General features: G+C 72.4%; 16 protein-coding genes. 2 read left to right on the forward strand and 14 right to left on the reverse strand.

Annotated features, from left to right (window positions below):
* Positions 1-6: 6 nt before the first annotated feature.
* The 10 genes from rdgB to ASF37_RS11340 form a co-directional block, all read right to left on the reverse strand.
* Positions 7-663: an RdgB/HAM1 family non-canonical purine NTP pyrophosphatase gene (gene rdgB, locus ASF37_RS11295; RefSeq protein ID WP_056580633.1), complete on the reverse strand. Its 657-nt coding sequence runs from the start codon at positions 661-663 to the stop codon at positions 7-9.
* Complete coding sequence (gene rph / locus ASF37_RS11300) at positions 660-1382, reverse strand: ribonuclease PH (protein WP_055968726.1); 723 nt, start codon at positions 1380-1382, stop codon at positions 660-662. The genes rdgB and rph overlap by 4 nt, the downstream gene beginning before the upstream one ends.
* Before the next feature lie 24 nt (positions 1383-1406).
* Positions 1407-2156, reverse strand: coding sequence for an MBL fold metallo-hydrolase (locus ASF37_RS11305; protein ID WP_055968727.1), 750 nt, complete (start codon positions 2154-2156; stop codon positions 1407-1409).
* Positions 2153-2959, reverse strand: coding sequence for a glutamate racemase (gene murI, locus ASF37_RS11310; RefSeq protein WP_055968730.1), 807 nt, complete (start codon positions 2957-2959; stop codon positions 2153-2155). The genes ASF37_RS11305 and murI overlap by 4 nt, the downstream gene beginning before the upstream one ends.
* 59 nt (positions 2960-3018) lie before the next feature.
* The gene (locus ASF37_RS11315; protein WP_055968732.1) at positions 3019-3801 is read right to left on the reverse strand and encodes an amino acid ABC transporter ATP-binding protein; all 783 of its coding nucleotides are present in this window, start codon (positions 3799-3801) and stop codon (positions 3019-3021) included.
* A complete protein-coding gene (locus ASF37_RS16905; RefSeq protein WP_235492852.1) occupies positions 3798-5297 on the reverse strand; it encodes an ABC transporter substrate-binding protein/permease in 1500 nt (499 codons plus the stop codon). Before ASF37_RS16905 ends, ASF37_RS11315 begins: the two co-directional genes overlap by 4 nt.
* A gap of 142 nt (positions 5298-5439) precedes the next feature.
* Complete coding sequence (locus ASF37_RS11325) at positions 5440-6417, reverse strand: ribose-phosphate pyrophosphokinase (protein WP_055968733.1); 978 nt, start codon at positions 6415-6417, stop codon at positions 5440-5442.
* An 86-nt stretch (positions 6418-6503) separates the two neighbouring features.
* Positions 6504-7454 (reverse strand): PLP-dependent cysteine synthase family protein, encoded by a 951-nt coding sequence (locus ASF37_RS11330; protein WP_056552212.1) that lies wholly within the window; start codon positions 7452-7454, stop codon positions 6504-6506.
* A 5-nt stretch (positions 7455-7459) separates the two neighbouring features.
* Positions 7460-7747 (reverse strand): MoaD/ThiS family protein, encoded by a 288-nt coding sequence (locus ASF37_RS11335; RefSeq protein ID WP_055968738.1) that lies wholly within the window; start codon positions 7745-7747, stop codon positions 7460-7462.
* Between the two features lie 46 nt (positions 7748-7793).
* Positions 7794-8228, reverse strand: a complete 435-nt coding sequence (locus tag ASF37_RS11340; protein WP_056552215.1) for a Mov34/MPN/PAD-1 family protein — start codon at positions 8226-8228, stop codon at positions 7794-7796.
* A gap of 87 nt (positions 8229-8315) precedes the next feature.
* On the opposite strand from ASF37_RS11340, the gene ASF37_RS11345 reads away from it, so the two are divergent.
* Together ASF37_RS11345 and ASF37_RS11350 are read left to right on the forward strand one after the other, a co-directional pair.
* Positions 8316-8948 carry a GntR family transcriptional regulator gene (locus ASF37_RS11345; protein ID WP_056580636.1) on the forward strand — a complete coding sequence of 211 codons (633 nt, stop codon included), beginning with the start codon at positions 8316-8318 and terminating at the stop codon, positions 8946-8948.
* Positions 8945-9721, forward strand: coding sequence for an ankyrin repeat domain-containing protein (locus ASF37_RS11350; RefSeq protein WP_056574286.1), 777 nt, complete (start codon positions 8945-8947; stop codon positions 9719-9721). Before ASF37_RS11345 ends, ASF37_RS11350 begins: the two co-directional genes overlap by 4 nt.
* A gap of 12 nt (positions 9722-9733) precedes the next feature.
* Here ASF37_RS11350 and ASF37_RS11355 read toward each other — a convergent pair whose 3' ends face one another.
* The 4 genes from ASF37_RS11355 to ASF37_RS11370 are packed head-to-tail and all read right to left on the reverse strand — an operon-like array spanning position 9734 to position 13299.
* Positions 9734-10246 carry a hypothetical protein gene (locus ASF37_RS11355; protein ID WP_056580639.1) on the reverse strand — a complete coding sequence of 171 codons (513 nt, stop codon included), beginning with the start codon at positions 10244-10246 and terminating at the stop codon, positions 9734-9736.
* A complete protein-coding gene (locus ASF37_RS11360) occupies positions 10243-10824 on the reverse strand; it encodes a DUF2017 domain-containing protein (RefSeq protein WP_055968748.1) in 582 nt (193 codons plus the stop codon). The genes ASF37_RS11355 and ASF37_RS11360 overlap by 4 nt, the downstream gene beginning before the upstream one ends.
* Entirely contained in the window at positions 10824-11123 is a 300-nt protein-coding gene (clpS, locus tag ASF37_RS11365) for an ATP-dependent Clp protease adapter ClpS (RefSeq protein WP_200914431.1), read from the reverse strand. The genes ASF37_RS11360 and clpS overlap by 1 nt, the downstream gene beginning before the upstream one ends.
* Before the next feature lie 46 nt (positions 11124-11169).
* Positions 11170-13299, reverse strand: a complete 2130-nt coding sequence (locus ASF37_RS11370) for an acyltransferase family protein (RefSeq protein WP_055968752.1) — start codon at positions 13297-13299, stop codon at positions 11170-11172.
* Positions 13300-13320 lie beyond the last annotated feature (21 nt).

The raw sequence follows: 13320 nt of genomic DNA on the forward strand, positions 1-13320 counted from the left end.
GGCCCGTCAGGCCGAGAGCGCCTCGGCGACCAGCGGCGCGACCTGCGCGAGCGCCCGTCCGCGGTGGCTGATCGCATCCTTGTCGGACGGGCTCAGCTCGGCGGTCGACACGTCGAACCCGTCGGCGGCGAAGAGCGGGTCGTAGCCGAATCCGCCCTCGCCCTGCTCCCCCGCCAGGATGCGGCCGGGCATCTCGCCCCGGACGACGTGCTCCTGCCCGTCGGGCGTGCAGAACGCGACGGCGGCGACGAAGATGGCGCTGCGTCGCTCCGGCGGGACGTCGGAGATCTGCGACAGCAGGAGCCGGTTGTTGGCCGCGTCGCCGCCCTGGTCCTTCGGCACTCCCGACCAGCGCGCGGAGAGCACGCCCGGCATGCCGTTGAGCGCGTCGACGCAGAGGCCCGAGTCGTCGGCGAGCGACGGCAGCCCCGTGGCCTCGAGGCACGCCCGCGCCTTGATCAGGGCGTTGCCCTCGAACGTCGGCTCGGTCTCGGCCGGCTCCGGGTAGTCCGCGACGTCGGCGAGCCCGAGCACCTCGACCCCCGGCACGAGGGGCGCGAGGATGCGCTGCAGCTCCGCCAGCTTCTTCGCGTTGTTCGACGCGAGGACGACGGTGCTGGTCTGCCGCCCACGGCCCGGCACCCCCGCCGTGTCGTCGGTCATCGAGCGAGCGCCTCCTGCTGGAGGCGGGTGAGGTCGGTGCAGCCCTTCTCGGCCAGGGCCAGGAGGGCGTCGAGCTCGGAGCGGACGAAGGGCGCGCCCTCGGCGGTGCCCTGCACCTCGATGAACGCGCCGCTGCCCGTCATGACCACGTTCATGTCCGTCTCGGCGCGCACGTCCTCGACGTAGGGCAGGTCCAGCATGGGGGTGCCGTCGATGATGCCGACGCTGACCGCGGCCACCGACTGCACCAGGGGCTCCCCCGCCAGCGCACCCTTGTCGCGCAGGTGCGCGACGGCGTCGGCCAGGGCCACGTAGGCGCCGGTGATGGCCGCCGTGCGCGTGCCACCGTCGGCCTGCAGGACGTCGCAGTCGATCGTGATCGTGTTCTCACCGAGCGCCGTGTAGTCCACCGCAGCGCGCAGCGAACGGCCCACGAGCCGCGAGATCTCGTGCGTCCGGCCACCGATGCGACCCTTGACGGACTCGCGCGCGGAACGGTCGTGCGTGGCCTGCGGCAGCATCGCGTACTCGGCCGTGACCCAGCCCAGTCCCGAGCCCTTGCGCCAGCGCGGCACGCCCTCCGTGGCCGACGCGGCGCACAGCACCTTCGTCTTGCCGAACTCCACCAGGCAGGACCCCTGCGCGTGGTCGAGCCAGTGGCGGGTGATCGTGATCGGGCGGAGCTCGTCGACGGCGCGGCCGTCCTCGCGGGAGGTCATGTCCGCGACCCTACCGACGGGCGCTCAGACGTCGTAGACCTGCCCGGCCTCGACCAGGACGAAGTCCCCCGCGAAGGTGGAGCGGGTGTCGGCGGCGACCTCGTCGCGGTCGGTCCACGACGGCACGTGGGTCACGAGGAGGCGGCCGACGCCGGCGCGGGTGGCGTAGTCACCGGCCTCCGCACCGGTCAGGTGCAGGTTCGGCGGATTAGTCGCGGACTCCACGAACGAGGCCTCGCAGAGGAAGACGTCGGCGCCGAGCGCCACGTCGTCGAGCGCCTCCGTGGGTGCCGTGTCGCCGGAGTACGCCAGCACGCGTCCGTCGGCCTCGATCCGCATCCCGTAGGCCTCGACGGGATGGTCCATGAGCGACGGGGTCACCAGGAACGGACCGATCTGCACCGCCTCGCCGTGCACCCAGGAGCGGAAGTCGAACTGGTCGGCCATCTGCAGTCCCTCGGACCGCCCGTAGCTGCTCGCGAGGAACGGACCGGCGCCCTGGGGGGCGTACACGGGAATGGTCGGCAGCGCGCCCGTCGGGTGGTACTTGCTGACCACGTAGAAGCCCGACAGGTCGAAGCAGTGGTCGGCGTGCAGGTGCGAGAGCAGGACCGCGTCGACGTCGCGCAGGTCGAGGTGGCGCTGCAGGGGGCCGAGGGCTCCGCTGCCGAGGTCGACGAGCAGGCGGAAGTCGTCGTGCTCGACGAGGTAGCAGCTCGACGCCGAGTCCGGCCCGGGGAACGATCCGGCGCAGCCGACGATCGTGAGCCTCATGCCACCACCTGCGCGAACTGTCCGACCGTCTCGACCTCGGGCCCGAGGAAGCGACGGCCGAGCACACCGAACTCGTCGGGCCGGCCGGTGGTGAGGAACCGGTGCTCCGGTGCGGGCGCCTCGACGTCGCGCAGCAGCCCGCCCTGCACGAGCCGCGCGTAGACGTCCTTCGCCGTCTCCTCCGCACTCGAGACCAAGGTGACCTCCTCGCCCATGGCCAGGGCGATCGCCCCGGTCAGGAGAGGGTAGTGCGTGCAGCCGAGCACCAGGGTGTCGACACCCGCGTCGCGCAGCGGGGCCAGGTACTCCTCGGCCGCCGCGTCGACCTCGGGGCCGGTCGTGACGCCCCGTTCGACGAGGTCGACGAAGTCGGGGCAGGCCTGCGTGACGAGCTCGATGCCGGGGTTCGCGGCGAAGGCGTCGTCGTAGGCGCGCGACGCGGCCGTGGCGCGGGTGCAGATGACGCCCACCCGACCGTTGCGAGTGGCGCGGGCCGCCCGACGGGTGGCGGGGACGATGACCTCGACGACGGGGACGTCGTAGCGTTCGCGCGCGTCACGCAGCACGGCGGCGCTCGCGGAGTTGCAGGCGATGACCAGCATCTTCACGCCCTGGGCGACCAGGTGGTCGAGGCACTCGAGCGCGAACTCCCGCACCGCGGGGATCGGCTGCGGGCCGTAAGGCTGGCGGGCGGTGTCGCCGAGGTAGAGCACCGGCTCGTGCGGCAGCTGGTCGATCACGGCTCTGGCGACGGTCAGTCCGCCGAAGCCAGAGTCGAAGATCCCGATCGGTGCGTCCGCCACGAGGTGAAAGCCTACGGACGCGGCGGGGGCACGGCCACCCCTGGCCGCCGACGACGGGCTCACCCGGGGTGCAGGATGCGATCGAGGAAGCGCTGCGTCCGTTCCTCGCGCGGCGCGTCGACGACCTCGCGCCCCGGCCCCTGCTCGACCACGTGGCCGCCGTCGACGAAGACCACGGTGTCGGCGACGTCGGCCGCGAAGCGGATCTCGTGCGTCACCACGACCATGGTCCAGCCCTGGGAGGCGAGGTCGCGGACGACCGCGAGGACCTCGCCCACGAGCTCGGGGTCGAGCGCCGACGTCGGCTCGTCGAGCAGCACCACGCGCGGCCGCAGGGCGAGGGCGCGCGCGATGCCCACGCGCTGCTGCTGACCCCCGGAGAGCTGCGAGGGGTAGGCGTCCTCACGGCCCGACAGCCCGACCTGCTCCAGGAGCGCCCGGGCGCGGGCGGCGGCCTCGTCGGGGTCCTCCCCCTGCACCTGCACCGGGCCCTCGACGAGGTTGCCCAGCACGGTGCGGTGCGGGAAGAGCTCATGGGACTGGAAGACCATCCCGCTCTGACGGCGCAGCAGCTCGGCCCGGCGCCGGCCCTCCCTCCCCCTCGGCAGCGACCCGAAGTCGACCGACACGTCGCCGATCGTCACGACCCCGGCGTCGGGCACGGTCAGTGCGTTGAGCGAGCGCAGGAGCGTGGTCTTGCCCGAGCCCGAGGGGCCGATGACCGCGGTCGTCGTGCCCTCGGGGACGTCGAGGTCGATGCCATCGAGCACCGCGGTGCCGTCGAAGGCCTTGCGCAGGCCGCGGGCCTGGAGGAGCGGGGTCCGGCCGGTGGGTGCACTCATGTGGTCACGTACCTGTTCAGTCGCGTCTCGAGCCGGTTCTGCACCGCGGTGAGCAGCGTGCAGATGACCCAGTAGAAGAAGCCCAGCATCACGTACAGGGGCAGGTAGTCGAACGTGGTCGATGCGGCCTGCGTGACCACCCGGAAGGGGTCGGTCAGCAGGACGACCGAGACGAGCGAGGTGTCCTTCACGAGCGAGATCAGGGTGTTCGAGAGCGGCGGCACCGCGATCCTTCCTGCCTGCGGGAGGACCACCCGACGCAACGTGAGGCTCCGGGACATGCCGATCGTGGCCGCCGCCTCGTGCTGACCCGCCGGAACGGCGAGCAGCGCGCCGCGCACGGTCTCCGCGGCGTAGCCGGCCACGTTGACGCTCAGCGCCAGCGTGGCCGCCAGGAACGACGGCAGCTCGACGCCGAGCTGCGGCAGGGCGAAGAACACCACGAAGAGCTGCAGCAGCAGTGGGGTGCCGCGCACCGCCGAGATGAAGAAGCGCGCCGGCCACGAGAGCAGCCGGGACGAGGAGATCCGGGCCAGCGCGATGAGCACGGCCGCGACGAGTCCGATGGCGAAGCTGAGCGCGGTGAGCGGGATCGTGATCTTCAGGAGAGCGACGAGGGTCGGCCACGCGTTGTCACGGACGGAGTCCCACCAGGAGGTGCCGGAGCGGCCGCCCACCTCGGCGGCGCCCCCGTCCTCGACGGAGACATCGGCCTTGAAGTACTTCTCGCTGATCTCGGTCAAGGTCCCGTCGGCACGCAGGGAGTCCAGGGCCTGATCGGCCTCACGGGTCAGGGCCTCGTCGTCCTGACGGAAGGCCAGCGCCTGCGCGCCGACCTCCTCGCCGGCGTCGCCGACCACCTCGATCTGGTCGTCACCGGTGGTGGCGAGGTAGTCGAGCACGGCGATGTTGTCGTTGACGATCGCGTCGACCCGGCCGCGGGCCACGAGGTCGGCAGCCTGGGCGAACTGCTCGACGTTCTCGACGCGGGCGCCGGCGTCCTTCGCGACCTGCGACCAGTTGCTGGTGGCCGATTGCGCCGTGACCTTGCCCTCGAGGTCGGCGAGGGTTCGGATGTCCGAGCCCTTCTTCGCGACGATGACGCCACGCGAGTACGTGTACGGCGTGGAGAACGCGTAGCTCTCCTCGCGCTCGGGGTTGACGGTGATCTGGTTGGCGATCACGTCGATGCGCCCGGAGTCGAGCGCCCCGAACAACGCGTCGAACTGCGACTGCACGAACCGCAGCTGCCAGCCGGCTTCGTCGGCGACGGCCTCGATGACCTCGATGTCGTAGCCGGTCAGCTCACCGCCCTCGTTGAACGAGAACGGGGGGTAGGTGCCCTCCGTGCCGACGACGACCTCGCGGCCCCCACCCTCGCCGGCACTGCCGTCGCCAGAACCGCCGTCGGCGGCCTGCGCCGGACCTGCCAGCAGCAGGGGCGCCAGCACCGCGAGCACGAGCCCGGCCAGCACCCCCATGAATCGTCGCCTCACGCGCGACCCCCTTCGTCGTCGCTCGACCCTAGTCCTGTCCCGGGACGTCGGCACGCCCGTCCCGGTGCGTGAGAGGCGACCCGCTCACCACGGACCTCCGTCGGGCGGCCATCGCCACCCCGGGGCTGGACTGCCGGAGCGTCTAGAGCGGGAGCTTGGGCTGCGGTGGCGCGTGGGTGGGGTCGACGCCGTCGAAGAGGCTGCTGACCGACTCGCCGGCGTGGATGCGGGCGATGGCCTGGGCGAACAGGGGCGCGACCGAGCGGACCCGCAGCTCGGGCCAGTCAGCGGGCGGCGGCACGGTGTCGGTCGTGACCACCTCGGCGATCCCCGGGTGGTCGCGCAGCCGCTCGACCGCCTTGCCGGTGAACAGCCCGTGAGTGCAGGCCACCGAGATCTCGGTGACGCCCTGGGTCTCCAGCATCGACACGAGCTCGACGATGGAGCCGCCGGTGGCGATCTCGTCGTCGAGCACGATCGCGCGCTTGCCCGAGACGTCGCCGACGATGGCGTCGATGACGACCTTGTCGTCGGCCTTGCGCTGCTTGCTGCCCGCAGCGACCGGCAGGCCGAGCAGCCGCGCGAACTGCGAGGCCGTCTTGGCGTTGCCGAAGTCGGGCGAGACGACCACCGCGTTGCTCAGGTCGGACCCGCGGTAGTGGTCGGCCAGCTCACCGATGGCGGTCAGGTGGTCGAGCGGCATCGAGAAGAACCCGTGCACCTGGGGCGCGTGCAGGGTCATGGTGACCACGCGGCTCACGCCGGCCGTGGCCATCATGTCGGCCACCAGCTTGCCGCCGATGGAGATGCGCGACGCGTCCTTCTTGTCCGATCGCGCGTAGGCGTAGTGCGGCACCACGACGGTGATCGAGGCCGCCGACGCACCGCGCGCCGCGTCGACCATGAGCAGCAGCTCCATGAGGTGGTCCTGCGTCGGCGGCACCAGCGGCTGGACGATGTAGACGTCGCGCTGGCGGCAGTTGGCGTGCAGCTGCGACTGCAGGCAGTCGTTGCTGAAGCGCACGGTCTCCGACGGGGAGAGGGTGGTGCCGAGCTCGTTGCAGATGGCCTCGGCGAGGGAGCGGTGGGCGCTTCCGGAGAAGACCACGATGTCGCGCACACCGTGAGGCTAGCGGAGGGAGCGGCGACCCGGAACCGTCACCGGCACCGACCCCGCCGACCAGCCCCGTCGACCAGCCGGGGGGCTCAGGCCCAGAGCTGGCCGTCGAGGGCGTCCTCGGCCTCGTCGAGCGTGCCCTCGTAGGCGCCGGTCGACAGGTACTTCCAGCCGCCGTCGCAGACGATGAAGACGATGTCGGCGCGCTCGCCGGCCTTCTGGCTCTTGGCCGCCTGGGCCAGTGCGGCGTGCAGGATCGCGCCGGTGGAGATGCCGGCGAAGATGCCCTCGGCCTCGAGGAGCTCGCGCACGCGGCGCACCGCGTCACGCGGGCCGACGCTGAACCGGGCGTCGATCAACGACGCGTCGTAGAGCTCGGGCACGAAGCCCTCGTCGAGGTTGCGCAGTCCGTAGACGAGCTCGCCGTAGCGCGGCTCGGCGGCGACGATGCGCACGTCGGGCTTGGCCTCGCGGAAGTACCGTCCGGTGCCCATGAGCGTGCCGGTGGTGCCCAGCCCGGCCACGAAGTGGGTGACCTCGGGCAGGTCGGCGAGGATCTCCGGGCCCGTGCCGCGGTAGTGCGCCTCGGCGTTGGCGGGGTTGCCGTACTGGTACAGCATCACCCAGTCCGGGTGCTCCTCGGCGATGCCCTTCGCGACGCGCACGGCCTCGTTGGAGCCGCCGGCGGCGGGCGACGGGATGATCTCGGCGCCCCACATGCGCAGCAGCTGACGGCGCTCCTCCGAGGTGTTCTCGGGCATGACGCAGACCATCCGGTAGCCGCGCAGCTTGGCGACCATGGCCATGGAGATGCCCGTGTTGCCGCTGGTGGGCTCGAGGATCGTGCAGCCGGGCGTGAGCCGACCGTCGGCCTCGGCGGCCTCGATCATGGCCAGCGCAGCACGGTCCTTGATCGAGCCGGTCGGGTTCTGGTCCTCCAGCTTGGCCCAGAGGCGCACGTCGTCGCTCGGCGACAGCGCGGGCAGGCCGACGAGCGGGGTGCCGCCGACGGTGTCGGCGAGCGAGTCGAAACGCGCCACGAGGTTCAGCTACCGCCCGCGACGGCGGGCAGGATCACGACGGTGTCGCCGTCGGAGAGAGCCGTCTCGAGACCCCCGGTGAACCGGATGTCCTCGTCGTTGACGTACACGTTCACGAAGCGCCGGACGGCCACGCCCTGGTCGCCCTCCTCGACGAGGCGGTCCTTGATGCCGGCGTGGGCCGACTCCAGGTTCTCGACGAGCTCGGCCACGGTGGCGCCCTTGCTCTCGACGGCGCGCTCGCCGTCGGTGTACGTGCGCAGGATGGTCGGGATGCGGACCTCGATGGCCATCGGTGCCGTCACTCTCTTCCGGTTCTCGGGGGATGTGGTCGGGGGTTCACTCGTCGTAACGCTCGACGACGCGGACTTCTTCCTCCGTGACCTCGCCGTCGACGATCCGGTAGGAGCGGAAGTCGACCGCCGTCCCCTCGACGTCGGCGCCGTCACGAGTGGAGACGAGCACGTAGTGGGCGCCGGGCTCGGAGGCCAGGTTCACGTCGGTGCGTGACGGGTAGGCCTCGGTGGCGGTGTGCGAGTGGTAGATCACGACGGGCTCCTCGTCGCGGTCGTCCATGTCGCGGTAGAGGCGCAGCAGGTCGGTCGAGTCGAACTCGTAGAACGTGGGCGACATCGCCGCGTTCACCATGGGCACGAGCCGGGCGGGACGGTCGGAGTCGATCGGCCCCGCCACGACCCCGCACGCCTCGTCGGGGTGGTCCCGGCGGGCGTGGGCGATGATCGCGTCGTGGGTCGCGCGGTCGATGGTGAGCACGGCCGCGAGTCTATCGACGCCTGCCGCGGACGCAGGGCGACGCCTGAGCGCTGAGACGAACGTGCATCCGTCCGGTACGATTTTGGTATGCCAAAGTCTCGCGCCCAGGGGGCTCTCGCCGTCGACGACGCCACCGACCGGCTGCGCGCCCTGGTCGTCTCCGGCGAGATCGCTCCGGGCGAGCGTCTCGTGGAGCGTCACCTCGCCGAGCGTCTCGGGCTGTCGCGCATCCCGGTGCGCGAGGCGTTGCAAACCCTGGTCGCCGAGGGCTTCGCCGTCGAGCGGCGCACCGGCGGAGTGGCCGTGCGCGAGCACCGGGCCGACGACGTCGCCGAGCTGCTCGAGATCGCGCACGCGCTCGACGCCGTCGCCTGCCGACGGATGCTGGTCGCGCGCACGGACGTCACGGAGCTGCGCGAGGTGCTGCACCGCGGGGCACGGGCCCTGGCCGAGGACCGGCACGACGACGCCGTCGAGCTCAACGCCCGGTTCCACGCCGTGCTGACGGACCTGGCACCGGCGCCGATGGTGCGCGAGACGACGCGTCCCCTCCGCCAGGTGCTGGGGTGGCTCCTGCGCAGGCACGCCGACCCCGGGCTCATCCACGCCCAGCACGTCTCGCTCGTCGACGCCCTCGAGTCCGGTGACGGCGCACGGCTGGAGCAGGTGCTCGGCGCCCATGCCCGCACGAGCCTCGAGGCCCTGGAGGGGACCCGATGACCTCGCTCGGACCTTCCCCGGTGCTCGCTCTCGCCCTCACGACCGTGCTCGTGCTGGCGTCCTGCACCGCCGGCGACGCTCCCGAGCCCGGGCGGACGACGGCTGCCGACACCCCCGTCCCGATCGCGACCTCGACGCCGTCACCGACGCCCACGACGCCGCCCACCCGGGCCGAGCAGGAGCGCCTCGACGAGCGGCTCCTCGATGCCGCTGCACGTGGTGACGCCCGCGAGACCGCGACGGCCCTGGCGCGCGGAGCACGGATCGAGGCCCGTGACGGGCGCGACCGCACGCCGCTGCTGCTCGCCGCCGCGGCGGACCACCTCGACGTCGCGCGCCTGCTCGTGCGCCTGGGCGCCGACCCGAACGCCGTGGACGACCGGTCCGACACGCCCTGGCTCGTCACCGGCGTCACCGGGAGCGTCCCGATGGGCCGCCTCCTGCTCGCCGCCGGTGCCGACCTGACGCTGCGCAACCGGTTCGGTGGCCTCTCGCCCATCCCCGCGAGCGAGCGCGGCCACCTGGAGTACGTGCGCTGGGTCGTGGCGACCGACGTCGACCTCGACCACGTCAACGACCTGGGGTGGACGGCACTGCTGGAGGCCGTGGTGCTCGGCGACGGCGGCCGACGGCACCGCGACCTGGTGCAGGCGCTGCTCGACGCCGGGGCGGACCCGACGATCACCGACCAGCAGGGACGGACGGCGCTGCAGCTGGCCCGCCAGCGCGGGCACGCGGCGATGGCCGCGGTGCTCGAGGGCGCCGACCGCTGACCCTCCGGGGGCCTACCCGGTGGGGCTCGAGGTGATGGGGCGCGAGGTGACGCGACGGGCGCGCAGCAGGAGCGCGAGCAGGACGAGCGCGGCCAGGACCGAGGCTGCCACGGCACCGAGCGACGCGAGGTAGGCGATGTCGGTGTCGAAGGCGATCCCCTGGCGGACGCGCGGCACCGCACTGGTGCGGATCCCGTACGACGTCGCGAGCTCCTGCAGCAGCCACAGACCGAGCGCGCTCAGCATCAGCGGGACGACGGCGAGCGCGAGGTCGGCGCCGCCGGGTCTGCGTGCGGGTCGGGCCCAGGCCCGGCTCAGCCAGACGAGGTAGCCGACGGCCAGCAGCTGCGCGACGAGCGTCGCCAGGAACGGCTCGGGCGTGCGCCACGTGCTCGCCACGCCCCACACCACGGTGGCGACCGGGCACACCAGGAAGAGCGACAGCCCGAGGACCTGGTGCGCCCGGCCGTCCGTGGCACCGAGGCGGCGCGGCCCTTCCGGGTACACGGTCCCGGAACCGGTCACGTGAGGGCCCCGACGAGCGTCTCCTGGACGTAGCCGAGCCAGTCGTACACGTCGGACATCGCCTGGACCGCCGGGTCGTCGCTCTCGGCGACCGAGAGGGCGTCGTCGTCGGAGTCGATGCCGAGCCGCACGGCGATCGAGAGCCTGATGTCGGTGAGCGTCCGCAGCCAGGCCTGGACCTCGGCGTCGTCGAGCTCGACCTCGACGACGACCTCGGGGCCGTCGTCCTCGTCCAGCCCCATGCCACCGGAGACGAGGGACGCGATGAGTCGCTCGGCGTTCTCGACCTTGGCGCTCGTGAGGGACCGCTCGGTGAAGCGGCGGAACTCGGCGGAGTCCTCGGCGTCGTCGCCGTAGGCGTCGGGCAGGAGGCGGCGCAGCACCGGGTCCTCCGGCGGCAGGGAGGGACCGCCCATCCCCAGCTGCGCCGCGAGCGGGTCGGGGTCGGACTCCGGCGTGCCGTTGCGGTCACGGAGCAGCTCGACGACCTGACCGGCCAGGTTGGCCAGGACGTGCGCCTCCTCGGGCTCGAACGCCGCGACGACCCCGCCGCGTCGGCGGCGCTTGAACGGGCGCATCAGATCGTGTCCGACGTCTGCAGCGTGGCCCACAGGCCGTACTCGTGCATGGCCTGCACGTGGCGCTCCATCTGCTCGCGGCTCCCGCTCGACACGACCGCGCGACCCTCGTGGTGCACGGCCAGCATGAGCTCGGTCGCCTTCTCGTCGGAGTAGCCGAAGTAGGCGCGGAACACGTAGGCCACGTACGACATGAGGTTCACGGGGTCGTTCCACACGATCGTGACCCACGGGTCCTCCAGCGCGAGGCGGAGGTCGGAGGCGGGCTCGTCGAGCTCGACCGGGGCCGGAGTGGTCACCTCGCCATTGTGACGCAGCGCCGCGCGCGGGCGAAACCCGACGGGGTCACCGGGGCTGCTCCAGCGCCGCGACCAACGACGGCTCCAGGTACGGCGCCAGGGTGCGTGAGTAGGTCGCCGAGATGTGCGAGGAGTCGAAGTAGGCCAAGACCCCTCCGATGACGGGGTAGCAGGTGTCGTCGCAGAAGAAGTCGGTCAGGTCGGCGACCGACGCGGCCGGGGTGTCGAGGTCGCGCACGGCGTCGGCCAGCGGGTCGGGGATCTCCCAGTCCTCGCGTGGCGCGGAGCACGCGGCCAGGTCGTCGGTGTGCTCGGCCACGCAGTCGGGGATGTTGGGGACGGTGCTCTGGGGGAACGGGTTGTCGCGGATGACCAGCAGGCGCGCCCCGGAGTCCAGCCACCGCTTCGCGTAGGACCGGTACCCGTCGTACCAGCCGTCGTAGGACTCGGCCCGTCCGTCGACGCCGACCACCGGCAGCCCGGTGCGCGTCGACTCCACCACGAGGTCGAACGCGTCGCCGGAGGTCGCCTTCTGGACCTTCTCGCCCCATCCCACGCAGTTGCGGCGGAACTCCTCGGTCTCCAGCTGGATCATCGCGTCCGTCGGGAAGCACTGCGAGGCCAGGAAGGTGGTGATCCGCCAGCCCCGCTCCTCGGCGATCGACTGGAGCGCCGGCAACCAGTGCCCGGCGTGGGAGTTGCCGACGAGGGCGATGCTCACGTCGGCGTCACGGTCGCCGTACGTGCACGTGGTGAGGTCGTCGAACGGGCGGTAGACCCAGCAGTCGTCGGCGTAGGCGTCGGACTTGTCCTCGGCCGCCTGCGTGGGGTCGGGGATGATCGTGTCGCCCTGCACCGGCCCGCAGTCGAGCTCGGGGTCGAGGGCCCCGGCACCGAAGCAGGGGTCGTTCCCGGACAGGGCCGCCCGGACCTGCTCGCGGGCGTCGTCCTGCCGACGGTCGACCTCTGCGCCCTGGGCCACCCCCATGCCCACGACCACGGACATCGCCACCGCGGCCGCCGCGAACGGCCGCCACAGCGGCAGGCCGCGCGGGTGGCTGCGGAAGCGGTCCTCGACGAAGCGCTTGGTCAGCCCGGCGAGCACGAGGGTCGCGGCCACCGCCGCCAGCGAGTCGAGGACGCCGCGCTCCCCCGCGACGTGGCCGAGGAGCACGATGATCGGCCAGTGCCAGAGGTACACCGAGTAGGACACGTCGCCCAGCCACTGCACCGGACGCGAGGACAGCAGCTGGGTCGGCGACCCCGCACCGGAGGCGGCAGCACCGATGACGAACGCCGTGCCGAGCACCGGGACGAGGGCGGCGGACCCGGGGAACGGGGTGGCGTCGGTGTAGGTCCACGCCGCCCACCCGATGGCGGCGAAGCCGACCCACGCGAGGACCGACCGCACGACGGGCGGCAGACCGGCGACCCCGCCGTCGCCACCGTGCTGCGCGCCCACGACGCCCGGCTCCGCGGACGCCCGGCTGCGCAGGGCCACGAGGATCGCGACCAGACCGCCGACACCCAGCTCCCAGACCCGCGTCGGGGTGACGAAGTAGGCCGAGGACGGGTCGGCCGCGGTGGCGTGGATCGAGTACGCCAACGAGCCGACCACGACGACCACGAGGGCGACACCGAGCACGTGGACCAGCCGCAGCCCGAGACGGCGTGCCACGAGCACGCACAGCAGCACGAGGATCGGCCAGACGGCGTAGAACTGCTCCTCCACGGACAGGGACCAGTAGTGCTGCACGGGCGTCGGGGCGTTCTCGGCCGCGAGGTAGTCGACCGCTTGACCGGCCAGGCGCCAGTTCTCCACGTAGAGCGAGGCGGCCACGGCCCCCAGCGCCGTGTCCTTCCAGAGCGTGGCCGGCGCCAGCAGCCGGGAGAGCACGAGGGTGACGGCCAGGACCAGCAGCGCCGCGGGCAGCAGCCGTCGCACCCGCCGCATCCAGAACGTGACGAGGTCGCGCCCGCGCGACGGCGCGGCGGTGATCAGGTGGGAGGTGATCAGGAACCCGGAGATGACGAAGAAGACGTCGACGCCGGTGTAGCCACCGGTGATGCTGCTCGGCCACACGTGGTAGACGACGACCAGGCTGACCGCGACGGCGCGCAGCCCCTGGATGTCGAGACGGTGCCCCCGGGCAGGGGTCGATCGGGTTCCGGACACTCGCTCGAGGGTAATAGGTGC

Origin of the sequence: Aeromicrobium sp. Leaf289 (genome assembly GCF_001423335.1) — a bacterium.
In the GTDB taxonomy this organism is placed as follows: domain Bacteria; phylum Actinomycetota; class Actinomycetes; order Propionibacteriales; family Nocardioidaceae; genus Aeromicrobium.

Bases quoted from the DNA above. Each gene is read 5' to 3' on its own strand.
- rdgB (WP_056580633.1), bottom strand. From the start codon at position 663: ATGACCGACGACACGGCGGGGGTGCCGGGCCGTGGGCGGCAGACCAGC.
- ASF37_RS11345 (WP_056580636.1), top strand. From the start codon at position 8,316: ATGCCAAAGTCTCGCGCCCAGGGGGCTCTCGCCGTCGACGACGCCACC.
- ASF37_RS11350 (WP_056574286.1), top strand. From the start codon at position 8,945: ATGACCTCGCTCGGACCTTCCCCGGTGCTCGCTCTCGCCCTCACGACC.
- ASF37_RS11360 (WP_055968748.1), bottom strand. From the start codon at position 10,824: ATGCGCCCGTTCAAGCGCCGCCGACGCGGCGGGGTCGTCGCGGCGTTC.
- ASF37_RS11305 (WP_055968727.1), bottom strand. From the start codon at position 2,156: ATGAGGCTCACGATCGTCGGCTGCGCCGGATCGTTCCCCGGGCCGGAC.
- ASF37_RS11315 (WP_055968732.1), bottom strand. From the start codon at position 3,801: ATGAGTGCACCCACCGGCCGGACCCCGCTCCTCCAGGCCCGCGGCCTG.
- ASF37_RS11335 (WP_055968738.1), bottom strand. From the start codon at position 7,747: ATGGCCATCGAGGTCCGCATCCCGACCATCCTGCGCACGTACACCGAC.
- rph (WP_055968726.1), bottom strand. From the start codon at position 1,382: ATGACCTCCCGCGAGGACGGCCGCGCCGTCGACGAGCTCCGCCCGATC.